This window comes from Bradyrhizobium sp. HKCCYLRH3099, from assembly GCF_051167855.1.
Classification (GTDB): Bacteria; Pseudomonadota; Alphaproteobacteria; order Rhizobiales; family Xanthobacteraceae; genus Bradyrhizobium.
Map to the genome: position 1 here is coordinate 100466 of NZ_JBNPTW010000024.1, position 22891 is coordinate 123356.

Annotated in this window: 23 protein-coding genes and 1 other RNA gene; 16 read left to right on the top strand and 8 right to left on the bottom strand. The window is 66.3% G+C overall.

Features of this window, described 5'->3' with window-relative positions; translation table 11 throughout:
• Positions 1-124 precede the first annotated feature (124 nt).
• Positions 125-1870, top strand: a complete 1746-nt coding sequence (locus ACQR1Y_RS31765; RefSeq protein WP_434879944.1) for a methyl-accepting chemotaxis protein — start codon at positions 125-127, stop codon at positions 1868-1870.
• A 41-nt stretch (positions 1871-1911) separates the two neighbouring features.
• Here the strand turns inward: ACQR1Y_RS31765 and ACQR1Y_RS31770 are convergent, their stop codons facing one another.
• The 3 genes from ACQR1Y_RS31770 to ssrS all read right to left on the bottom strand — a co-directional run bounded on the left by ACQR1Y_RS31770 (position 1912) and on the right by ssrS (position 3585).
• Positions 1912-2736: a TIGR00282 family metallophosphoesterase gene (locus ACQR1Y_RS31770; RefSeq protein WP_434879945.1), complete on the bottom strand. Its 825-nt coding sequence runs from the start codon at positions 2734-2736 to the stop codon at positions 1912-1914.
• Between the two features lies 1 nt (position 2737).
• Positions 2738-3319: a 5-formyltetrahydrofolate cyclo-ligase gene (locus ACQR1Y_RS31775; RefSeq protein WP_434879961.1), complete on the bottom strand. Its 582-nt coding sequence runs from the start codon at positions 3317-3319 to the stop codon at positions 2738-2740.
• Positions 3320-3423: 104 nt separating this feature from the next.
• Positions 3424-3585, bottom strand: a non-coding RNA gene (ssrS, locus tag ACQR1Y_RS31780) — 6S RNA.
• A gap of 1410 nt (positions 3586-4995) precedes the next feature.
• On the opposite strand from ssrS, the gene ACQR1Y_RS31785 reads away from it, so the two are divergent.
• Both ACQR1Y_RS31785 and ACQR1Y_RS31790 read left to right on the top strand, forming a co-directional pair.
• Positions 4996-5451: a DsrE family protein gene (locus ACQR1Y_RS31785; protein ID WP_434856220.1), complete on the top strand. Its 456-nt coding sequence runs from the start codon at positions 4996-4998 to the stop codon at positions 5449-5451.
• 111 nt (positions 5452-5562) lie between these two features.
• Positions 5563-6810, top strand: coding sequence for a TAXI family TRAP transporter solute-binding subunit (locus ACQR1Y_RS31790; protein WP_434879946.1), 1248 nt, complete (start codon positions 5563-5565; stop codon positions 6808-6810).
• 153 nt (positions 6811-6963) lie between these two features.
• Here ACQR1Y_RS31790 and ACQR1Y_RS31795 read toward each other — a convergent pair whose 3' ends face one another.
• The gene (locus ACQR1Y_RS31795; RefSeq protein ID WP_434879947.1) at positions 6964-7605 is read right to left on the bottom strand and encodes a glutathione S-transferase family protein; all 642 of its coding nucleotides are present in this window, start codon (positions 7603-7605) and stop codon (positions 6964-6966) included.
• A 3-nt stretch (positions 7606-7608) separates the two neighbouring features.
• Positions 7609-8883 carry a serine hydrolase domain-containing protein gene (locus tag ACQR1Y_RS31800; protein ID WP_434879948.1) on the bottom strand — a complete coding sequence of 425 codons (1275 nt, stop codon included), beginning with the start codon at positions 8881-8883 and terminating at the stop codon, positions 7609-7611.
• A gap of 207 nt (positions 8884-9090) precedes the next feature.
• Here ACQR1Y_RS31800 and ACQR1Y_RS31805 point away from each other — a divergent pair, with 207 nt between their 5' ends.
• Positions 9091-9294 carry a hypothetical protein gene (locus tag ACQR1Y_RS31805; protein WP_434879949.1) on the top strand — a complete coding sequence of 68 codons (204 nt, stop codon included), beginning with the start codon at positions 9091-9093 and terminating at the stop codon, positions 9292-9294.
• A gap of 67 nt (positions 9295-9361) precedes the next feature.
• The gene (locus tag ACQR1Y_RS31810) at positions 9362-9748 is read left to right on the top strand and encodes an ester cyclase (protein ID WP_434879950.1); all 387 of its coding nucleotides are present in this window, start codon (positions 9362-9364) and stop codon (positions 9746-9748) included.
• 133 nt (positions 9749-9881) lie between these two features.
• On the opposite strand, the gene ACQR1Y_RS31815 is transcribed toward ACQR1Y_RS31810, so the two are convergent.
• Together ACQR1Y_RS31815 and ACQR1Y_RS31820 are read right to left on the bottom strand one after the other, a co-directional pair.
• Positions 9882-10265 (bottom strand): cell division protein ZapA, encoded by a 384-nt coding sequence (locus tag ACQR1Y_RS31815; RefSeq protein WP_434856226.1) that lies wholly within the window; start codon positions 10263-10265, stop codon positions 9882-9884.
• Positions 10262-10609, bottom strand: a complete 348-nt coding sequence (locus ACQR1Y_RS31820) for a DUF4164 domain-containing protein (RefSeq protein WP_257166433.1) — start codon at positions 10607-10609, stop codon at positions 10262-10264. Before ACQR1Y_RS31820 ends, ACQR1Y_RS31815 begins: the two co-directional genes overlap by 4 nt.
• A gap of 270 nt (positions 10610-10879) precedes the next feature.
• Here ACQR1Y_RS31820 and tkt point away from each other — a divergent pair, with 270 nt between their 5' ends.
• From tkt to ACQR1Y_RS31875, 11 genes are all read left to right on the top strand, one after another.
• Positions 10880-12865, top strand: a complete 1986-nt coding sequence (gene tkt, locus ACQR1Y_RS31825) for a transketolase (RefSeq protein ID WP_434856227.1) — start codon at positions 10880-10882, stop codon at positions 12863-12865.
• A gap of 215 nt (positions 12866-13080) precedes the next feature.
• A complete protein-coding gene (gene gap, locus ACQR1Y_RS31830) occupies positions 13081-14088 on the top strand; it encodes a type I glyceraldehyde-3-phosphate dehydrogenase (RefSeq protein ID WP_315783532.1) in 1008 nt (335 codons plus the stop codon).
• 106 nt (positions 14089-14194) lie between these two features.
• Complete coding sequence (locus ACQR1Y_RS31835; protein WP_434879951.1) at positions 14195-14335, top strand: hypothetical protein; 141 nt, start codon at positions 14195-14197, stop codon at positions 14333-14335.
• Positions 14336-14359: 24 nt separating this feature from the next.
• Complete coding sequence (locus ACQR1Y_RS31840; RefSeq protein WP_434879952.1) at positions 14360-15550, top strand: phosphoglycerate kinase; 1191 nt, start codon at positions 14360-14362, stop codon at positions 15548-15550.
• Positions 15551-15595: 45 nt separating this feature from the next.
• Complete coding sequence (locus ACQR1Y_RS31845) at positions 15596-15853, top strand: hypothetical protein (protein ID WP_434879953.1); 258 nt, start codon at positions 15596-15598, stop codon at positions 15851-15853.
• 185 nt (positions 15854-16038) lie between these two features.
• Positions 16039-17106, top strand: a complete 1068-nt coding sequence (gene fba, locus ACQR1Y_RS31850; protein WP_434856232.1) for a class II fructose-bisphosphate aldolase — start codon at positions 16039-16041, stop codon at positions 17104-17106.
• Positions 17107-17553: 447 nt separating this feature from the next.
• Positions 17554-18576: a class I fructose-bisphosphate aldolase gene (locus tag ACQR1Y_RS31855; RefSeq protein WP_434879954.1), complete on the top strand. Its 1023-nt coding sequence runs from the start codon at positions 17554-17556 to the stop codon at positions 18574-18576.
• On the top strand, positions 18577-19254 hold the full coding sequence (locus tag ACQR1Y_RS31860) for a thiamine phosphate synthase (protein ID WP_434879955.1): 678 nt from the start codon (positions 18577-18579) through the stop codon (positions 19252-19254). It abuts the gene before it with no gap.
• An 8-nt stretch (positions 19255-19262) separates the two neighbouring features.
• Entirely contained in the window at positions 19263-20366 is a 1104-nt protein-coding gene (locus ACQR1Y_RS31865; protein WP_434879956.1) for a tetratricopeptide repeat protein, read from the top strand.
• A gap of 131 nt (positions 20367-20497) precedes the next feature.
• The gene (locus ACQR1Y_RS31870; RefSeq protein WP_434856236.1) at positions 20498-21289 is read left to right on the top strand and encodes an inositol monophosphatase family protein; all 792 of its coding nucleotides are present in this window, start codon (positions 20498-20500) and stop codon (positions 21287-21289) included.
• 77 nt (positions 21290-21366) lie between these two features.
• Positions 21367-21897, top strand: a complete 531-nt coding sequence (locus tag ACQR1Y_RS31875; RefSeq protein ID WP_434879957.1) for a hypothetical protein — start codon at positions 21367-21369, stop codon at positions 21895-21897.
• A gap of 11 nt (positions 21898-21908) precedes the next feature.
• On the opposite strand, the gene ACQR1Y_RS31880 is transcribed toward ACQR1Y_RS31875, so the two are convergent.
• Complete coding sequence (locus ACQR1Y_RS31880) at positions 21909-22517, bottom strand: outer membrane protein (RefSeq protein ID WP_434879958.1); 609 nt, start codon at positions 22515-22517, stop codon at positions 21909-21911.
• Between the last annotated feature and the right edge of the window lie 374 nt (positions 22518-22891).

Consider the following 22891-nt stretch of genomic DNA (forward strand, 5'->3'; position numbering starts at 1 on the left):
CGGTCCCCCGGGGGATCCCTGCGCCACCTTGCCCCATAAGCCAATTGTTAACCATGGCTTCACTGTCAAGTGCAAGGATACCGCGCACCCGCACCTTTTCACGCGCGACCAGGGGTCCACCCCAATGGCGTTTGCTTTCCTTGCAAGACGTGCCCCTGCCCCCGTGCAGGTGGTCGAGCCGAAACCGGTCGCCGCGCCCGAGCCGGCGGCAGCGCCGGACGATTCGGCCAAGGCCATTCTCGACCTCCTGGAGCTCGAGCTCGGCGGCATGATCCGCCAGCTTGAGCGCGCCGCCAATGCGGTCGCCAGCGGCGCCGAGGCGACCGCGGGCACGCTGACCGACATCCGCCAGCGCGCCGACGCGCTGAGCGGGCGCAGCAGCGCCGCGCAGGGCACGGCCACGACCTTCGCCCAGGCCGCCGAGAAGGTGACCCAATCCGCCCATGGCATCCGCGCCCAGGTCCAGGACGCCGGCCAGCTCGCCGACCAGGCCAGCGCCGCCGCCCGCGAGGCGCGCGACAATGTCGACCGGCTGCGCGAATCCTCGGCCGCGATCGGCAACGTCGTCAATCTGATCTCGCAGATTGCCCGCCAGACCACGCTTCTTGCGCTCAACTCGACGATCGAGGCCGCCCGGGCCGGCGAGGCCGGCCGCGGCTTCGCGGTGGTCGCGACCGAGGTCAAGGCGCTGGCGGTGCAGACCCAGAACGCGACCGAGGAGATCACCCGCAAGATCGAGGCGCTGCAGCGGGACGCGGCCGGCTCCGCCGATGCGGTGCATCGTATTGCGCAGGCGATCGAGGCAATCCGGCCGGTCTTCACCAATGTCAACGGCGCGGTGGCCGAGCAGAACCAGACCACCGGCGAGATGTCGCAGAATGCCGCGCAGGCCTCGCAATTCATCTCCTCGGTCGTCGACAGCGCCGCCGACATCGGCAGCGCCACGCAGCAGGCCGAGAGCTATGGCGAGCGCGTCACCAGCGCCGGCCGCGCGGTGACCATGTACGCCCAGAAGCTGAAGGCCCGCTGCGCCGTGCTGCTCCGCCAGGGCGACCGCACCGCGCGCAGCGGCAGCGAGCGCCTGCCCTGCCATCTCAAGCTCGAGATCAAGTCGGGCGGGCGCACGATCAGCGCGCCGGTCTACGAGATCTCCAATGACGGCGTGCTGATCACCGGGTCCGAGGCGAGCCGATTGCCCGTGAACGAACGGTTCGACGCCGTGCTGGAGGATGTCGGTCCGTGCCGGCTTGTTATCACCGAGCATGTCAAGGCCGGCGCGCAGGCGCGGTTCGATGCGCCGGGCGCGGAGCTGCGCGAGAAGATCGAGGACAAGCTCTGGGCGCTGCACGAGGAGAACAACGAGTTCGTCGCCCGCGCCATGGAGGCCGGCACCGAGCTCAACCGCATCTTCGAGAGCGCCGTCGCGCGCGGCGAGATCACGCTCGAGGACATGTTCGACACCAACTATGTCGAGATCGCCGGCACCAATCCGCAGCAGCACCGCAGCCGCATCCTCGACTGGGCCGAGCGCGCGCTGCCCGCCTTCCAGGAGGCGTTCCTGGCCCGGGATCAGCGCATGGCGTTCTGCGTCGCGATCGATCGCAACGGCTATCTGCCGGTGCACAACAAAATCTACTCGCATCCGCAGCGGCCGGGCGATGTCGCCTTCAACACCGCCAACAGCCGCAACCGCCGCATCTTCAACGATCCCGCGGGCCTTGCGGCCGGACGCAACCAGCGGCCCTATCTGATCCAGAGCTACGCGCGCGACATGGGCAACGGCAACACCGTCATGATGCGCGAGATCGATGTCCCCATTCGCATCCGCGGCCGGCATTGGGGCGGCTTCCGCACCGCCTACAAATTGTGAGACGAGGCGAAGCATCGGTCCCACGCCTCGCTCGCACTGCCTCAGGCGCCCCAGAACGACGGCTTGGTCTGTGACAGCCGGCCGCCGATGCGCACCGGCGCGATCCTCTCCGCCAGGCCCGTCCTGTCGTCGGTCTCGACCGCGACGCCGCTCAAGGTCGCCTCGCCCATCGCCGGCTCGAACCGTGCCGACGGGATGCCAGACTGGAAGCGGCGCAGCGGCTCGTCCTTCTGCATGCCGATGATGGAGTCGTAGTCTCCAGTCATGCCGGCGTCGGTCATGTAGGCCGTGCCACCCGGCAGGATCTGGTGATCGGCCGTGGGCACGTGGGTGTGGGTGCCGACGACGAGGCTGACGCGGCCGTCGCAGAAATGGCCGAAGCCCTGCTTCTCGCTCGTGGCCTCGCAATGCACATCGACCACGATCGCATCGGCCGCCTCGCGCAGCGGACAGGCGCCGATCTCGCGCGCGATGGCCGCGAACGGATCATCGAACGGCGTCATGAACACGCGTCCGAGCACGTTGACCACCAGCGCGCGGGCGCCGGTCTTGGCCTCGACCAGCGCCGCACCACGGCCGGGCGTCCCCGGCGGATAGTTTGCAGGCCGCACCAGGCGTGGCGCGCGCTCGATGAACACCAGCGCCTCGCGCTGGTCCCAGGAATGGTTGCCGAGCGTGACGGCGTCGGCGCCGGCATCGACCAGCTCCTGATAGATCGCCTCGGTGATGCCGAAGCCGCCGGCCGCGTTCTCGCCATTGACGATGACGAGATCGAGCCGCCAGTCACGGATCAGGCCAGGAAGATGGTCTGTGACGGCGCTGCGGCCGGCCCGGCCGACGACGTCGCCGACGAAGAGAATGCGCAACTCAAATGCTCCGGAAATCCAAGGTCTCGCGCTCGGTTAGCACATAATCCAGCGCGGCGTCGTGGGCCAAGGCCGGGACCTCCTCGGTTTCCTGCACGGCGAAGCCGAGGCCGACGCCGATCACGTGATGCGACTTCCGCAGGTGCGAAAAGGTGTAATCGTAATAGCCGCCGCCATAGCCGATGCGATGACCGGTGCGGTCGAACGCGGCGAGCGGCACCAGCATGATGTCCGGCACCAGCTCGGCCGCGACGGGTGACGGCTCGGGGATGCCAAGCGCGCCGAGCGTCAACCGGTCACCCGGCGCGTAGGCGCGAAACGACAGCGAATGGCCGCGCGCCAGCACCACCGGCAGCGCGAGCCGCGCCCCCTGCCCGGCCAGCGCGCGCATCAGCGGCATCGGATCGAGCTCGTTGCGAATCGGCGCGTAGCCGGAGACCACCGCGCCCGGCTTGAGCGCGAACGGCAGGCCGCGAGCGGCGATGGCCTCCGCGGCGGCGGACCTGGCCTCCTCGCTGAGCGCGTCACGCGCGGCGAGGGCGGCCGCGCGAAGCTGCTGCTTGGTATGCTGAGCGGCCTTCATCGGCATGCGAGGCGACCTCCGTTGGGACGCGCGGGCGCGGGCATTCGGACGTTGTCGTCAAACGCGGCAGGTCGGCAACCGGGGAGGACTGGACAAGAGATCAGAGCGAAGCCGCAATCGCCGTTGAAACGCTCGATCCCGGAGTTCCCTACGAAAGTAGGTGGGCACCATATGTCCAGGTCCACGGACCTGGCCAGGGACAGTTCCCTTAAGGATCGATAAGGCCCCGGGGATATGTTGGTTCCGGACGCGCGTCGCAGCCTCGCCGGGGCAATGTAACCATGGTGCGGTGATTTTGCCAGCTTCTGTGAAGCCACGGGACGGGATGGAGGGGCGACAGCCGCCCTCACCGCTTGCCCGTGATGGCGAAGAGCGCCGGCCTTGCGGCGCGTCTCGAACCATGAGGCCACGACGTGGGCCTCGCCCTTCGAGACGCCCGCCTCCGGCGGGCTCCTCAGGGTGAGGGTCAAGAACGTGCGGGACGAAGGAGCATGAGACCGAATAACGCGGCTGTCCACGAACGCCTCTCTCGGCATGTTCATGGTCGGTGTGCAGGACGCCGCTGGGTGCCAGACCCTCATGGTGAGGAGCGCCGTGCTCCGTAGCCCGCCTCGCGACAGGTGCCCGCGGCGGCGCGTCTCGAACCATGAGGCCCCGCTGGCGCGGGCACTGGACTGGGCGAAACCGTTCGACCTCATCATCTCCGCGTCCTCCGACGGGCACATCCCAATGACCGCTTCAGGCATGGCTTCGCACTCTCGCGGCGCTTTGCGTCCGAGTGGGTCATCGAGATCGCCCTCTTCCAACAGAGGGCGCAGGGAAGGCCGGGCGTCGGCTGACGCCCATGGCCCGCCTGCGAAAAAAATGCAGGCGGCAGGTACCACAGGTGCAGCCGGACTCGCCCGGCCTCCCCTGCGCGATGGTTGAACGGCTGCTTCGCGATCTCCCTGGTGCGCCGGGCTTGTTGGCCACCATGTCGCACGACGCGCTCACGCGCATCATGCTGGACACCAGCATCGGGGTGTCAGGACCACGCGACTTGACCGGTCGTGCCTCGCCGTTCGTCCGCGCAAATCGCTTCACGCTGCGTCGACCCACGCCCATCGCATCCCACTGCCAACGTCTCGTGACGGTCGCGACACGCCCCTCATGCGACAGCAGGACGAGCGAGAGCATCGACCTGATTTGCCCGACACGACAAGTGAGGCCGGCTGCGACATCGTAACGCGACGGGCAGTTGGCGCATGACCGACATGCGCAGATGGCCCGACGGGCCGTCGGGAGATGAGCTGCGTGCATTGATCGTCCATGACGGATTCCAACACTCCGCCGTCATCCCGGCGAACGCCGGATCACCGCGGAATCCATCCATAATGGCACGATGGCAGTCGTTGAGTGCAGCCAACTAATAGCGGTGGATATGGGTCCCTGCGCCCGCCTTGACGACAGCGTGTGCATGGCGAGGGCGGTGGCACACACGACATTCCCCAGCCCTGGGCAATCGCGCGTGATCACCCGCCAGCATCATCGCGGCGCCCACGCGGCAACGCCGCGTCGATTGCGCATAGTCTCGCCATGATTGGGGCTCATCGGTTGGCAGCGGAGGTTGTAGAAAATCTTAACTACATCCAATGCCTGTTATCGTGCATTCCTGTTGCGTACACTGGAGTCCTGGCATGCGCTTCGAACTCAAAGCTCTCACGGCGGCCTGCGTGCTGCTGATCGCATCGGCGGGTGCGAGCCCCGCTGCCGACGTCAAGATTCACCGCGTCGCGATTCAGGTCGATCAGAACGATCCCGCGGTGATGAATCTGGCGCTCAACAACGCCACCAACATCATGGAGACGTTCAAGGAGAAGGGCGAGGAGGTCGAGATCGAGCTCGTCACCTACGGACCCGGCCTGAACATGCTGCGCGAAGACACGTCGCCGGTGAAAGACCGGGTCAAGCAGATCGCCGAGCTCAGCTTTCCCGCCAAGATCAGGTTCTCCGCCTGCAACATCACCAAGCGCGGCATGGAGAAGCGCGAGGGGCATCCGATCGCGATCGTCTCTGAGGCGAGCCTGGTGCCGTCCGGCGCCGTGCGATTGATGGAGCTGCAGGAGAGCGGCTGGAGCTACCTGAAACCCTAGGTAGTTGTCGCCCCAAATCCGCCAGGTTTATGTCGCACAGATATACGACCTTAGATTGAAAATCTAAAGCCAGTCTGCTCGCGGGGGCAGACGCGATCGGGGACTAACATCATGCGTCGAACGTTCGCTGGCCCAGCGCTGATGGCGCTGGCAATGACCTCTGCTGTCCTGTTCACCGCCCAGACCGTCGCGCTCGCGCAGGACCAGCCTGCGGCGCCACTGTCGCTGAAGCCCGCGCGCGCGCCGGACCGGCGTGCCGTCGAGCCGCGGATCATCGAGGCCCGCGCGGCCGAGCCGCGCAGCGCGTCGGACGAGGTCGCGATCAAGGCGCGGATGAATCAATGGACCGTGGGACTCGCCGCCGGCCTGCCGGACGGCGGCTTCGTCCGCTTCGCCAGCGAAATGGCGCGGACGATGGATGACGGCGACAACATGCGCCTGATCCCGATGGTGACGCGCGGGACGACGTCGAACATCGCTGACCTCCTGTATCTGCGCGGCGTCGATGTCGGCATCACCTATGCCGACGCCTTCGACTTCTATGCCAAGCAGGCCGGGCTCTCGAACATCAACGACCGCATCCGCTACGTGCTGCGCTTCTTCATCTCCGACGTGCACATCTATGCGCGCGAGGAGTTCAAGACGCTGCAGGATCTCAAGGGCCAGAAGATCGCGGTCGGCACCTCGGGGGTGGCCGCCGCGCACACCGGACCGCTGATCTTCCGGCGGCTCGGCATCGACATCGAGACCGTGCCCGTCGGCGGTCCGGTCGCGCTGGAAAAGCTGCACAAGGGCGAGATCGCCGCGATGGTGTATGTCGCCTCCAAGCCAGGCGAGCTGTTCAGCGGCAAGAAGTCCGATCCGGGATTCCACTTCGTGCCGGTGCCGTATACGCAGCAGTTCGCGGACTTCTACTATCCGACCAGTATCAAGGCGGAGACTTATCCCGGGCTGGTGGCGCCGGACACCGCGGTGGAGACCATCGCCGTCCCCTCGGTGCTGGCGGTGTACAATTGGAAGCCCGGCAGCGACCGCGCCGACCGCGTCAACCGCTTCGTCGACACGCTGTTCACCAACCTCACGCGGCTGCAGCAGCCGCCGTTCCATCCCGGCTGGAAGGACCTCAATCTCGAGGCGCAGGTGCCGGGCTGGCAGCGCTATCCTTACGTCGACACCGTGCTGGAGCGGATGCGGAAGGAAGCCGATGTCGGCCTCACCCCGGCCGCGCCCGGCAGCCTCGCGCAGCAGGAGCGCTTCGAAGCCTTCCTCGCCTCGCAGGCGAAGGCGCCGACCTCCAAGGCCGAGAAGGAGGAGCTGTACCGCTCATTCCTGGAATGGAGCCGCAAGCGGCAGAAGTGAGGAGTAGACGGTAACAGCGGCTCGGGCAGTCAGCTCCCTCTCCCCGTTCTTCACAGGGAGAGGGAGCTGACCGGTCGTGCCGCGCTCTGCGTCGCCCTGCAAGAAAGAGTCACAGATAGTCGCCGTGCAGAAGCGAGGTGCGGCCGTGCTCGATCAGCTCAACAGCAACTCCATCCCCGGGTCACCCTTCGCCATCGCCCGCTGATAGGCCGGGCGGGCGGCGATCCGCGACAGGTAGGCGCGGATGTTGGGATAGGGTCCGAGATCGTAGGGCAGGAAGTAGCGCATGGTGGTGAGTGAGAACACCGACATGATGTCAGCGGCGGTGAGCGCGTCGCCCGCGAGATAGTCGGCCTCGCCGCAGCGGGTCTCGACGGCGGCGAAGGCGAGGCCGAGCCGTGCGCGCATGGCGCCGAGCAGCGGATTGTCGTCCGGCAGGTTGAGCCGGTTGAGGATCATCACGCGCCCCATCGCGGCCTGCAACGTGCCGTTGGCGAAGTGGAACCAATAGAGATACGCCGCGAAGTTCGCATCCTCGGGCCCCGGCCGCAGCCGGCCCTGGCCGTATTTCGCGAGGATGTACTCGACCACGGCGCCGGATTCGGCGAGCACGAGATCACCATCGGTGATGACCGGCGCGGCGCCGATCGGATGCAGCGCCTTGTACTCCGCCGGCGCCAGGATGGTCCTGGCGTCGCGCGTGTAGCATTTCAACTCGTAGGAAATCTCCAGCTCCTCGCAGAGCCAGACGATGCGTTCGGATTGGGACTTGCCGAGATGATGTACGGTGAGCATGCGCTACTTTACCATGGCGCCGTAGACGATGTCCTGCACCTGCTCGCGATAATATTTGCGCAGATCGCCGGGAGCGGCCGTGCCGACCACCACCACGAGCCGCTCCTTGGGATCGCAGAAGAACTGCGTGCCGAAGGCGCCATTCCAGCTGAACTCGCCGGGATTGCCGGGCACCGCCGACAGGCCTTCGCTGGTCCGCACGGCGACGCTCAGTCCAAAGCCGAAGCCGGCGCGATGCGGCTCGATGTTGGCCACCGTGTTCTTGATCTCGGGCCCGAGATGGTTCGAGGTCATGTGGTGCACCGTCTTCGGGCTGAGGATCCGCGCGCCATCGAGCTCGCCGCCATTGAGCAGCATCTGGCCGAAGCGGATGTAGTCGCCGATGGTGGCGAACGAGCAGGCGCCGCCGCAGTCCGACTTCGTCGTGACGTCCAGAAGCCTGATCGCCTGCGGTTTGCCGGTCAGCGGATCGTTCGGGAACGGCCGCGCCAGACGCGGCCGCTGGGCGTCTGTCGGCGCGAACGTCGCGTCCTGCATGCCGAGCGGCTTCCAGACGTTGTTCGACAGATATTCGCCGAGCCGCTGCTCGCTGACCTTCTCGACGACGGCGCCGAGCACGTCGATCGAGAAGCCATATTCGAACTGCGTCCCCGGCTGATGCGCCAGCGGCAGTTTGGTCAGGCGCTCGATGAAGGCCTGGGTGTCGCCCTCGATCGCCGGCGCGATGCCGTCTGGATAGAGCCGCGCCACGGGGCTCGCGCTGTCGGGCCGGCCGCCATACATCAGGCCCGAGGTGTGGCGATAGAGATCGTGGATCAGGATCGGCCTCGCCTGCGGCACCATTTGCAGCGCGCCGTTCTCCTGCACCACGCCGACCTTCATGTCGGTGAACGCGGGATAGTAGTCGGCGAGCTTCGCCTGCAGCGGCAGCCTGCCCTGCTCCATCAGGGTGAGCCCCGCCACCGCCGCCATCGGCTTGGTCATCGACGCCAGCGCGAAGATCGCGTCCAGCGGCATCGGCGTGCCCTTGACCGGATCGAGCTGGCCATAGGCCTTGTAGTGCACCAGTCTGCCGTCACGGGCGATCGCGACGACCGCGCCGGGCACACGCTTGGCCGCGATCTCGCGGGCGAAGAAATCGTCCATGCGGGCAAGGCCGGATTGCGAAAAGCCGACCTCGTCCGGTTTGGCTTCGGGCAGCGGCGCGGCGGCGAGCGGCGTGGCGAGCGCGGTGACGGCCGCGGCGGCCGCCGCGAGGATCAGTCTGTTCAAGAGCACCTCCCTGAGGCGGACACGATCCCGCTTGTGGTCACGGGATTCGACGATGTCCGCCTGCCTCAGGAGTAGGGCAGCACGCAGCGAACGACAAGCGCTCGCAACACGACGCATCGCGCCGATGTGATCGCATTCGCTGCTGCACAATCGCCGTGTGGCAAGACCCATGATTGGGGGACGGGTGAGGCCCGCTGCTACGCGAGGTCACGCATGCTGAAGGCGATCGGACGGGTCGTTCACGCGATCTGGGCTGTGTGTGCGGTGGCCACCGGAGCATTCGTGGGCGTCGCCGTTGGCCTTCACTCCGGCGGCTGGATCGGCGCGGTGGTGCTGGGCCTTGTCGGCCTGGTCATCGGCGCGCTGGCCGCAGCATTTCCGTTGGAGCTGATCGCACTGATCCTGGAAGGTCTCTGATCACGTCCCCGGAACCGTTGCCCTTGCGAGAGGTTGGCCCATTCTCGTTCCGAATGAAGCGCAGCCGATGACCGCAGCCGAGCTCGCCAATTACTATCGCGCCTATATCGTCTGCCTGAATGCGCAGGCCTGGCCGGCGCTTGGCGATGTCGTGCATGAGCGCGTCATCCACAATGGCCGAGAGCTCGGACTGACCGGCTATCGCGACATGCTGATCGGCAACTTCGCCGACATTCCCGATCTCCGCTTCAACATCGGCCTGCTGCTGTCCGACCCGCCGCGCATCGCGAGCCGGCTGGACTTCGACTGCACGCCGAAGGGCGAATTCCTCGGCCTGCCCGTGAACGGCCGGCGCGTCGCCTTCAGCGAGAACGTGTTCTACGAATTCCGCGATGGCAGGATCGCGCAAGTGTGGTCGGTCATCGACAAGGCAGCGATCGAGGCGCAGCTCTGACTACGATCGTCATTGCGAGCGCAGCGAAGTAATCCAGAGTCCTTGCTCGGCCCTGGATTGCTTCGCTGCGCTCGCAATGACGGAGCAAGTCGACAGAGATCGCGCAAAACCAAGATTTATTAGTTCGCCTGCCCTACCCGATCGCCACCCCACCGCCGATGGTGCGGTTCAGCACCTGCGTGGTGCGCTCGATGCGCTCGGCCGCGGCGTTCAGGGCCTTCGCCACCGCGACCTGCGTGGCGCGGGCGCGGTCGGCGGACTGGCTGCGAACGTTGCGCAGGCTTTCGAGCTCCTGCTCCAATGTCTGCACACGCTGATTGGCGTCGATCAGTTCGTCGCAGACGGTGAGCGCGGCCATCACCGTCAACCGCGCGTCGCCGATCTCGCCGAACTTGCCGCGTAGATTGGTGATGCGCGTCTCGAGACTCTCTGCGAGCTTGAGCAGCCGCAGCTCCTGGCCCTCCTCGCAGGCCATGCGATATTGGCGGCCGTTGATGGTGACGTTGATGTGGCTCATTCGTCATCCTCGTCGTCATGAGCGCCGTCCTGCCCGGCGCCATTGAGCACTGCGCGGATGGTGCCGATCGCGGTGTCGAGCCGTTCGGCGATCTCGCGGTTGGTGCGCTCCAGCCGGCGCGTCTTCATCAGGGAACCGTCGAGCTCGTCGGCGAGGCGCGAGCGGTCGGCGCCGAGCGCCTGGATCCGCGTCGCCAGTTCGTCCTCGTCGCGATCGGCCTCGCGACGCCGCTCGACCGCGCTCTCCAGCGCGTCGAGCGCCGTCATGAGGCGCCGCGTCGCCGCCTCCAGATCGGCAGCGCCGGGTTCCACCTGGCCGGCAAGATTGGCAGGGTGATCGTTCATGACACGGATGCGAGGCCCTTCCACCACGCCCGGATTGCGACAAAAGCCGCTGTCCGGCAAGCGCTTAGGGGGAGAATCTTACGTGCTGGGCGAGCCAAGCGCAACGCTCGGCCGAAACTATGCACTACTAAGCAACTTTTGGGACGCCCGGGACGTTGCATTGCCTTTGATTCCCGGAACTGAGGTGCTAATCAGCCGCAAAATCCCGGCCCGCCAGCGATACCGGCGGCTCTCCTGTCATCAGCATTTCACGTTTGGACGGATTCCAGCATGACGCAGGTCGATCACTCCCGCATGGCCAATGCCATCCGCGCGCTCGCAATGGACGCCGTCGAAAAGGCGAAATCGGGTCATCCCGGCCTGCCGATGGGCGCCGCCGACGTCGCCACCGTGCTGTTCACCCGCGTGCTGAAATATGATGCGGCCGCGCCCGCCTGGCCGGACCGCGACCGCTTTGTATTGTCGGCCGGCCACGGGTCGATGCTGCTCTACGCGCTGCTGTATCTGACCGGCAACGAGGAGATGACGCTCGACCAGATCAAGCGCTTCCGCCAGGTCGATTCGCTCACGCCGGGCCATCCGGAGAATTTCCGCACCAAGGGCATCGAGACCACCACCGGCCCGCTCGGCCAGGGCATTTCCACCGCGGTCGGCATGGCGCTGGCCGAGAAGATGCTGCAGGCGGAGTACGGCAAGAAGATCGTCGACCATCACACCTACGTGCTGGCCTCGGACGGCGACCTGATGGAGGGCATCTCCCAGGAAGCGATTGCGATGGCCGGGCACTGGAAGCTCAACAAGCTGATCGTGCTGTGGGATGACAACGGCATCTCGATCGACGGCCCGCTGTCGATCGCCGACTCGGTCGACCAGGTGAAGCGCTTCAAGGCCTGCGGCTGGGCCGCCGAGCTGATCGACGGCCATGACCCGGAGGCGATTGCCGCCGCGATCGCTCGGGCACAGAAGTCCTCGAAGCCGTCGCTGATCGCCTGCAAGACCACAATCGGCTACGGCGCGCCGACCAAGGCCGGCACCTCCAAGGTGCATGGCGAGGCGCTCGGCGCCGAGGAGCTGAAGGGCGCCAAGGAGAAGCTCGGCATTTCGCAGGAGCCGTTCTCCGTGCCCGACGACGTGCTCGCCGCCTGGCGTGAGGCCGGCCGCCGCGGCGCGGCTGCCCGCACCGAGTGGGAGACCCGGCTCGGCGAGATGGGCCCGCGCAAGCGCTCCGAGTTCGAACGCCGGCTGCGCCACGAGCGTCCCGCCGCGCTGGCAAAGGCGCTGAAGGACCACAAGAAGGCGCTGCTGGAAAATCCGCTCAACATCGCCACCCGCAAATCGTCGGAAGCGGCGATCGAAGTGATCGCCGCGGCGATGCCGTTCGAATTCGTGGCCGGCTCCGCCGACCTCACCGGCTCCAACAACAACAAGGCGAAATCGGCCACCTCGTTCTCGGCCAAGACGCCGAAGGGCCGCTTCATCCATTACGGCATCCGCGAGCACGGCATGGCTGCGGCCATGAACGGCATCTTCCTGCATGGCGGTTTCGCGCCGAACGGCGCCACCTTCCTGGTGTTCTCCGACTACGCCCGCGGCGCTATCAGGCTATCGGCGCTGATGGGCGCCGGCGTCGTCTACGTGCTGACGCACGATTCCATCGGTCTCGGCGAGGACGGCCCGACGCACCAGCCGGTCGAGCATCTCGCCGCCTTGCGCGCGATCCCGAACATGCGCGTGTTCCGCCCGGCCGACGCGGTCGAGACCGCCGAGTGCTGGGAGCTGGCGCTCAACCGTACCAACGGCCCAACCGTGCTGGCGCTGACGCGGCAGAACCTGCCGCAGCTCCGCACATCGGCGCCATCAGACAATCCCTGCGGTCATGGCGGCTATGAGCTGGTCGCAGCGCAGGGCGAGGCCAAGGTGTCGCTGTTCGCCACCGGCTCCGAGGTCGAGATCGCGGTGGCCGCGCAGAAGCAGCTCGCCGAGCGCGGCATCCCCGCCCGCGTCGTGTCGGTGCCGTCTCTGGAGCTGCTCTTGGAGCAGCCGGCCGAGGCGAAGGCCAAGATCATCGGCAACGCGCCGGTCAAGATCGCGATCGAAGCCGCGGTGCGCTGGGGTTGGGACGCCGTGATCGGCCAGGACGGCGTCTTCATCGGCATGCATTCGTTCGGCGAGAGCGGTCCCGCCAAGGAGCTCTACAAGCATTTCGGCATCACCGCCGAGGCGGCCGTCGAGGCGGCGGTGCAGCGGCTGGCGTAAAGCATCCCAGACATCGCGCGGCGGTTCACCACAGCGAGAGCCCCGCGCGTCCAACTGATTCGCGACGGTTGAGCGGACGCAAAAAAAGGACTACCAAAGGCGCATATCGTCCGCTCCCGCCCGGCAGAACCGGGCGTCACCAGGTCCAAACCCTCGTAGAGCCCTTCGCCAGGGGCGGCTGCGGGGGACGAGAAACGTCATTGAAGGAGACGAACATGGCAGTCCGGGTCGGGATCAACGGGTTTGGCCGCATCGGCCGCAACGTTCTGCGCGCCATCGCGGAATCGGGTCGCAAGGACATCGTGGTGGTCGGCATCAACGATCTCGGCCCGGTCGAGACCAATGCCCACCTGCTGCGCTTCGACAGCGTGCACGGCCGTTTCCCCCATACCGTGACGGTCGACGGCGACAGCATCGATATCGGCAGCGGCAAGATCAAGGTCACCGCCGAGCGTGATCCGTCGAAGCTGCCGTGGAAGGACCTCGGCGTCGACATCGCGCTGGAATGCACCGGCATCTTCACCTCCAAGGACAAGGCCTCCGCGCATCTCACCGCCGGCGCCAAGCGCGTGCTGGTCTCGGCCCCGGCCGACGGCGCCGACGCCACCATCGTCTACGGCGTCAACCACACGACGCTGACGAAGGACCATCTCGTCGTCTCCAACGGCTCGTGCACCACCAACTGCCTGGCGCCGGTCGCCAAGGTGCTGAACGACACCGTCGGCATCGAGACCGGCTTCATGACCACGATCCATGCCTACACCGGCGACCAGCCGACGCTCGACACGATGCACAAGGATCTCTATCGCGGCCGCGCGGCGGCGATGTCGATGATCCCGACCTCGACCGGCGCCGCCAAGGCGATCGGCCTGGTGCTCCCCGAGCTGAAGGGCAAGCTCGACGGCGTCGCGATCCGCGTGCCGACGCCGAACGTCTCGGTGGTCGACCTCAAGATCGTCGCCAAGCGCAACACCGAGCCTAAGGAGATCAACGAGGCGATCAAGCGCGCCGCCGAGCAGGAGCTCAAGGGCGTGCTCGGCTACACCAATGCGCCGAACGTCTCGATCGACTTCAACCACGACCCGCACTCCTCGACGTTCCACATGGACCAGACCAAGGTCATGAACGGCAACCTCGTGCGCGTGATGTCCTGGTACGACAACGAGTGGGGCTTCTCGAACCGCATGGCCGACACGGCCGTCGCGATGGGCAAGCTGCTGTAAGCCTCTCCCAGTCATTCCGGGGCGCCTCGCAGAGGCGAACCCGGAATCTCGATATTCCGGGTTCGGTCCTGCGGACCGTCCCGGAATGACGGCTCAAGAGAGCATCATGACCCTTCCGCACTGGCTCGGAATTCCCGGCGTGATCCTGATGATCGGCTTGATCGCGTATGGCGTGCGCCAAGGTAGCAAGGTTACATCTCGGCAGGATTCGACACCGGAGCCGCCGCTTGGCGCCGGCTCCTCATGACCTCCGCGAACAAGCGAGCATGACATGAAACAATTCCGAACCCTCGACGACGTCGATGTCAAAGGCAAGCGCGTGCTGCTGCGCGTCGATCTCAACGTGCCCATGGAGAATGGCCACGTCACCGACGCCACGCGCCTGGAGCGCGTCGCGCCGACCATCAACGAGATCGCGACCAAGGGCGGCAAGGTCATCCTGCTCGCGCATTTCGGCCGGCCGAAGGGCCGCGACGCCAAGGACTCGCTGAAGCCCGTCGCGGCGGCGCTGTCGCAAGTGATCAAGCGCCCGGTCGCCTTCGCCGATGATTGCATCGGCGAGCCGGCGGCAAACGCGATCGCCGCGATGAAAGACGGCGATGTGCTGTGCCTTGAGAACACCCGCTTCCACAAAGAGGAAGAGAAGAACGATCCGGCCTTCGTCGCCGAGCTCGCCAAGCTCGGTGACATCTGGGTCAACGACGCGTTCTCGGCCGCGCACCGCGCCCACGCCTCGACTGAGGGCCTCGGCCACAAGCTGCCGGCCTATGCCGGCCGCACCATGCAGGCCGAGCTCGACGCGCTCGACAAGGCGCTGGGCCGGCCCGCCAAGCCGGTGATCGCGATCGTCGGCGGCGCCAAAGTCTCGACCAAGATCGACCTCCTGGAGAACCTCGTCACCAAGGTCGACGCGCTCGTCATCGGCGGCGGCATGGCCAACACGTTCCTGCATGCGCAGGGCGTGCAGATCGGCAAGTCGCTGGCCGAGAAGGATCTCGCCGCCACCGCACTGCGGATCATGGACAAGGCGGAGGCGTCGAACTGCGCCATCATCCTGCCCGTCGACGCCACCGTGTCGTTCCACTTCGCGGCCAACTCGCCGTCGTTCGCCTACGGCCTCGACGCGATCCCGCCTGACAGCATGATCCTCGACGTCGGCCCGCAATCGACCGCGCGCATCCATGCCGCGATCGATGACGCCGCGACCCTGGTCTGGAACGGCCCGGTCGGCGCCTTCGAGCTCACGCCGTTCGACCGCGGCACCATGGTCGCCGCCAAGCATGCGGCCGAGCGCACCAAGGCCAAGAAGCTGATCTCGGTGGCCGGCGGCGGCGACACCGTCGCAGCCCTCAACCAGGCCGGCGTGGCCGGCGATTTCAGCTACGTCTCGACCGCGGGCGGCGCCTTCCTGGAATGGATGGAAGGCAAGCCGCTGCCCGGCGTTGAGGTGCTGAAAGCCTGAGACTCGGAGCTTGTCGGCCATGGATGTTTCTGTTATGTTCCATTCATGGCCGAGACCCCGACAGCTGCTGTCCACTCGATCCTGATCAAGATTCAGGAGAGCATTGCTGCGCTCCGATCAGAGATCGGACAATTCCGGCAGGACAATCGCGCCGAGCACGACCGGATGGAAGGTTTGATCCGCAAGCAGCGGCGCGATTCCGCCGGCATGCTGGTCATGATGCGCGCAGCCGCCAGCGACTTCGACGAGCGTGTCACCGAGGTTGAGGAGCGTATCGCCGCTCTTGAAGCCAGGAAGAGCTGATCCGACGTTGTCGGCTTGCGGCGCTCGCGTCGGTACTAACCTTTAGGCACCGCCTGACGCCCTCTCCTTCGGCCTGCGTCTCCGCCACCCTTGGATTCCGTTCACCACCGCGTTATGCACGGTGCAGCCGTTTCGACGCGTGCGTCAGCCGCACGGTCCAATTCTTATCCCAGGGAGTTCCAGACATGGCCCGTATTACGTTGCGTCAATTGCTCGATCACGCGGCGGAGCACGATTACGGCGTCCCGGCCTTCAACATCAACAACATGGAACAGGCGCTGGCCATCATGGAAGCGGCGAGCTCGACGGAGTCGCCTGTCATCATCCAGGCCTCGCGCGGCGCTCGCGCCTATGCCAACGACGTCATGCTCAAGCACATGATGGACGCGCTGACCGAGATCTATCCGCAGATCCCGATCTGCGTGCATCTCGACCACGGCAACGAGCCGGCGACCTGCATGACCGCGATCCAGTCCGGCTTCACCTCGGTGATGATGGACGGCTCGCTGAAGGCCGACGGCAAGACCCCCGGCGACTGGGAGTACAATGTCGGCGTCACCAGGACCGTGACGACGATGGCGCATCTCGGCGGCATCTCGGTCGAGGGCGAGCTCGGCGTGCTCGGCTCGCTCGAGACCGGCATGGGCGACAAGGAAGACGGCCACGGCGCCGAGGGCAAGCTGTCGCACGACCAGTTGCTGACCAATCCCGACGAGGCCGTGAAGTTCGTCCAGGAGACCAAGGTCGACGCGCTCGCGATCGCCATGGGCACCTCGCACGGCGCCTACAAGTTCACGCGCAAGCCGGACGGCGACATCCTCGCCATGAACGTGATCGAGGAGATCCACCGCAAGCTGCCGAACACGCATCTCGTGATGCACGGCTCATCGTCGGTGCCGCAGGACCTGCAGGAGATCATCAACTCCTTCGGCGGCAAGATGAAGCCGACCTGGGGCGTGCCGGTCGCCGAGATCCAGCGCGGCATCAAGAACGGCGTGCGCAAGATCAACATCGACACCGACAACCGCATGGCGATGACCGGCCAGATCCGCAAGGTGCTGTCGCAGCACCCGGAAGAGTTCGATCCGCGCAAGTACCTGAAGCCGGCGATGGAAGCGATGACCAAGCTCTGCAAGCAGCGCTTCGAGGAGTTCAACACCGCGGGCCAGGCCGGCAAGATCAAGCGCGTATTGACCACCGCGGAAATGGCCAAGCGCTACGCCAAGGGCGAGCTCGATCCGAAGGTGGCGTGAGCGACTACTCGCTTCGCAGCGCTTCGTTAAGAACCGCAATCGTCGCGACAGCGGCAGTGAGCTCCCCTCCCCCTTGCGGGGAGGGGTCGGGGGTGGGGGTCCCCGAGTCGAGCTATCAATGATCCACTCGATACCGCGCATCGGCGAACTCGATGACGAGCAGCGTGGACGCGTGATCGTCATCGCAAACATTCGACAGTTGATCGTTGAGGATTTCGGTCGCATCTCGCTGAATTCAGCGCCCGAAGACCCCCACCCCCGACCCCTCCCCGCAAGGGGGAGGGGAGCAGACCGCCGCGGGGTGAGAGATCACCCAGGCAGCGAGCAGCGAGCAGCAACCTCTCCTTCACCTCTCCGAGAGGCTGCCTTACCTGCGGCCAATGTTTGCTCGGCAACCGCCCGAGAACCGTCTATTTTGATGGGCAGGGCAGGTGTCTGGAGCCACGCATGAATCTCTCCGCACTGAACACCACCGCCCTTGCCATGGTCGCGCCCGGCAAGGGGATCCTCGCCGCCGATGAATCGACGGGGACGATCAGGAAGCGCTTCGATGCCATCCACGTCGAGTCGACCGAGCAAAGCCGTCGCGACTATCGCGAGATGCTGTTTCGCAGCGAGGGCATGGCCTCGATTTCCGGCGTCATTCTCTATGACGAGACGATCCGCCAAGAGGCCACCGACGGCACACCGCTGGTCGAGCTGATCAAGCGCGCCGGCAGCATTCCCGGCATCAAGGTCGACGAGGGCACCCAGCCGCTGCCCGCCTGCCCCGGCGAGACGGTCACGGTCGGCCTCGACCGGCTTGCGGATCGGCTGCAAGCGTACTACGCGCTAGGCGCGCGCTTCGCCAAATGGCGGGCCGTGATCGAGATCGACAAGGACACGCTGCCTTCGATGACCGCCGTTCATGTCAATGCACATGCGCTCGGCCGCTACGCGGCGCTGTGCCAGGCCGCCGGTCTCGTGCCGATCGTCGAGCCCGAGGTGCTGATGGACGGCGATCACACCATCGATCGCTGCTTCGATGTCTCCCGCCGCGTTCTGAACGAGGTGTTCGGTGAACTGCGCCTCCAGAGGGTCGCGCTGGAAGGCATGATCCTGAAGCCCAACATGGTGGTCTCCGGCCAGAAATGCCCTGCGCAGGCCGACGTGTCAGAAGTGGCGGAAAAGACCATCCGGCTGCTCAAGGAGTGCGTGCCCACAGCGGTGCCCGGGATCGCCTTCCTGTCCGGTGGACAGACCGAGGCGCAGGCCACGGCCCATCTCGATGCGATGAACCGGCGGGATCCGTTGCCGTGGAAGCTCACCTTCTCCTATGGCCGCGCGCTGCAGGCCGCGCCTCAGCGCGCCTGGTCGGGCAAGGCCGAGAATGCCTCCGCGGGCCAGCGCGCCTTCACCCACCGCGCCCGCATGAACGCGAAGGCGAGCCTCGGCCAATGGACGCCGGCGCTCGAGCACGAGGCTGCATAAGTGACCGCCAAGACCACATCCGCGCGGCCCGAGCCGCGCCTCTATCTCGCGACGCCCGTCGTCACCGACGCGGCGGCCCTTGCCGCCAGCCTGCCGGCGATCCTCGCCAGCGCCGACGTGGCCGCGGTGCTGGTGCGGCTGAAGGAGAGTGACCCCCGCAGCATGATCACGACGGTCAAGACGCTGGCGCCGGCGATCCAGGGCACCGGCGCCGCCCTGCTCATCGACGGCCATCCCGACATCGTCGCCCGTGCCGGGGCGGATGGCGCACATCTGACCGGCATCGCCGCCCTGGAGGAGGCCCTGCCTGGTCTGAAGCCGGACCGCATCGCCGGCGGCGGCGGCCTGTCAACGCGGCATGATTCGATGCGCGCGGGCGAGCTTGGCGCCGACTACGTGCTGTTCGGCGAGCGCGATGCGCACGGCCGGCGGCCGTCGCCGGATGCGGTCAACGAGCGGCTGGCCTGGTGGGCCGAGCTGTTCGAGCCGCCCTGCGTCGGCTACGCGATCTCGCTGAAGGAAGCCGCCGATTTCGTCGCGGCCGGAGCGGACTTCGTGCTGGTCGACGACCTCGTCTGGAACGACGCCCGCGGGCCTGCCGCGACGCTGGCCGAGATCGGCACCGTGATCCGGAACGCCCATGCGGCCGCACCGGTCGCCGTGGCCGGGCAGAGCTGACGCCGCCCATGACGAAGCTGCGCCTGACATGTCTTGTTGCTGCGTTCGCGGTAGCGACGACAGGCGCGCGCGCGCAGATCTCGCTGACACCTCCCGGGGTTCAGCAGCCCGCCGAAAAGCCCAGGCCGGCCGAGCGCCCCGCCGACAAGGCCGCGGAGAAGCCGAAGCCGCCGGCGCCGGCCCCTGCCGCGAAAAAGGCGAGCCCCGCCCCTGCCCCGTCGGCCAAGCCGGCCGCGCCTGCGCCGGCCGCCACGGCGCAGCCAGCCGCCAATGACCCGAACGTCGATGTCGTCTACGGCGCCTATCAGCGCGGCCAGTACAAAACCGCCTTCGACCTCGCCACGCCGCGCGCGCAGGCTGGCGATCCCAAGGCGATGGCGATGCTCGGCCAGCTCTATGAGAATGCCCAGGGCATCCGCCGCGACTATGAGAAGGCGGCGATCTGGTACAAGCGCGCCGCCGAGGCCGGTGACCGCGAGGCGATGTTCGCGCTGGCGATGATGCGGCTGGCGGGACGCGGCGGCCCGGTCGACAAGCCGGAAGCGGTCAAGCTGCTGGCCTCCGCAGCGAAGCTCGGCGAGCCCAAGGCGGCGTATAACTTGGCGCTGCTTTATCTCGACGGCCAGACCTTCCCGCAGAACCTCGAGCGCTCGGCCGAGCTGCTGCGCATGGCTGCCGACGCCGGCAACCCCGAGGCGCAATACGCTCTGGCGACCTTTTACAAGGAAGGAACCGGCGTACCAAAGGATCTCGAAAAGGCCGCGCGCCTGCTGCAGGCCGCGGCGATCGCCGACAATGTCGACGCCGAGGTCGAATACGCCATCGCGCTGTTCAACGGCACCGGCGTGCCGAAGAACCAGCCGGCAGCCATCTCGCTGCTGCGCCGGGCGGCCCGGCAGAACAGCCCCGTGGCCCAGAACCGGCTCGCCTGGGTGCTGCTGTATGGAATCGCGACCCAGATGGACAAGGTCGAGGCCTATAAATGGCACCTGGTGGCCAAGACCGCCGGCAAGGGCGACCCCAAGCTCGACGAGAAATTCGCCGACATGCCGCCCGAGGACCGCGCCAAGGGCGAGCAGGCCGCCAAGCGCTGGCTCGGCACCATCAAGTGATCCGCCGCTTCCGGCCTTGACGCGGCCGCCCCTTCAGGGCACCCACAGCCACCCCATTTTCATCCGCCTCCGCCCCCCGCTACCGGCAAGGCGCGCACCGCAAGGTGCGACCAGACCAGCGCATCGAGCACATGATTCATTCCGCCCTCATCAATGTCATGGTCAAGGCCGCGCGCCGCGCCGGCCGCAACCTCAAGCGCGACCTCGGCGAGATCGAGCACCTCCAGGTATCGCTGAAGGGACCCGCCAATTTCGTCTCGCGCGCCGACAAGAAGGCCGAGGAGATGCTGTACGAGGACCTCTCCAAGGCGCGTCCCGGCTATGGTTTTCTCGGCGAGGAAGGCGGCAAGCGCGAAGGCAGCGACAAGTCGCACACCTGGATCGTCGATCCGCTCGACGGCACCACCAACTTCCTGCACGGCATCCCGCAATTCGCGATCTCGATCGCGCTCCAGCGCGAGGACACCGTGATCGCCGGCGTGATCTACAACCCGGCGAATGACGAGCTGTACATCGCCGAGCGCGGCAAGGGCGCGTTCCTCAACGACCAGCGGCTGCGCGTCGCCGCGCGCAAGCAGCTGCATGAATGCGTCATCGCCTGCGGCCTGCCGCACATCGGCCGCGGCGACCACCAGCTGTTCCTGCGCGAGATGACCTCGCTGCAGGTCAAGGTCGCCGGCCTGCGCCGCTTCGGCGCCGCCTCGCTCGACCTCGCCTTCGTCGCCGCCGGCCGCTTCGACGCCTATTGGGAACGCGACCTGCAGCCCTGGGACATCGCCGCCGGCATGATCATGGTGCGCGAGGCCGGCGGCACGGTGTCGGGCATCGACGGCAAGGAAGATGCGCTGGCGACGGGGCACGTCGTGTGCGGCAATGAGATCATTCACCGCGAGATGGTCAAGGTGCTGAAGGCCGCGGGTTAGCTCGATTCGGCGACGGCCAGGATCGGCCTGGAATCGATCCGCGGACGAAATGCTGCGCCGGTGAGGGATGCCACAAGATGGTGCATGGAGTCGCCAGTTCGGTGGTGTCCGCGAGCATTGCGGCCGCTTTCTGCTTCCTTGGCTCGGCACTCGCTCAAGGTCAGGATATTCTTCAAAGACCGACCGAAACTTGGCGCCCGCCGGACGGCACCTATGCCGCCCCTGGCAACAATTTCGACGAGGTATGTGGCGAGTTCGGAGATTTCATCCTCGAACTCTCCAAAAAGGCCATCTTGAGCAATGAGCGAATTTGCAAGATCGCCAAGCTCACGGATACGGCGCCCGGCGCGATCCGATTGAGCCTCATCTGTGACGACTACAATCTGGCTATCTCGCTTGGCGATCCTCATCCTTACGAACGCAAATTCAGGGAAGTCATGCTGCTGAAGAGGATCGACACAAACACATTGTCGGTTCGCAAGACTCTCGACGGCAAGTTTACTGCCCCGGCTTGGCAGGCCTTATATTGCCCGGAGGAAAAGCAACGCTGGTACCGCGACGCCCGGGAGCGGGCCAAATCCGAGGCGCGAAAAGCCGCGCCACGATGAATGTCGTATAGCTACCTGCGCCCGCTGGTGAACGCCTGCGGCGTCGCGCCGGGCAGGGCCGGCGAGTTGATGTCGCTGTCGATGCGGTCGGACGACTGGCCGGCATAGCTGAAGCCGAGTGACAGGCTGATGTTGGACGTCGGCTTGAATTCGACACCGCCATTGATGGCGTAAGCGGGCGTCGAGCTCGAGCGGCCGTCGAAGGTCGCGAAGGGGCCGCCGAGACCGGGATTGTATTTCAAGGTGTCGAAGCCGCCGTAGAAGCTGACGCCGCTCTTGAAGGTGTAACCGTATTGCGCGCCTTCGGTGGTGTAAGACCCCAGCCCGCCGTAGCGGTTGGCGATGTTGGAGGCCAGGCCGACGCCCGAGAGCGCCGCCCAATTGTTCGTCACGCTGTAGCTCCGCGCAAAGAAGCCGCTGTTGCTGCCAGTCGTCGTAAACCCCGGGACATTGCCGTAGGAATCGAGGCTCTGCACGACGCCGGGATCTGTGCTGAAGCCGATCGGCCAGCTTGGCAGCCAGTATTTGACAGGACCGGATTGGGCGAGAGCCGCATGGCCGCCGAAGCAGAGGCCAGCGAGCGCAAAGGCGAGAGCGGATTTGCGAGAGACCATCGACATGCCGTACCCGTTACATGTCGGCGGAGCATACATGCGTCGCCTCGGGAACTCCAGTGACGCGGATTGAAGCACCATGTCGCGGCACCCGCGGTGCGCTCCCCTCCCCCTTGCGGGGAGGGGTCGGGAGTGGGGGTCCGCGAACCCCGAATGTCGTGGAAGGCACACATCTTCGTGCGCCAATGGAAGAGCAGACGGGTCCGTTCTCGCTCACCCGGATCGAGTGCCCGTGTGATGGAAATGGATTTCATCACATCGAGCGGAATTCGGAGACCCCCACCCCCGACCCCTCCCCGCAAGGGGCAGGGGAATCGCATGTGAAATTACGCTGTAAGGCATTGTGATCCGGTCAAAAATCGATTCTGAAGGCGGCTCCT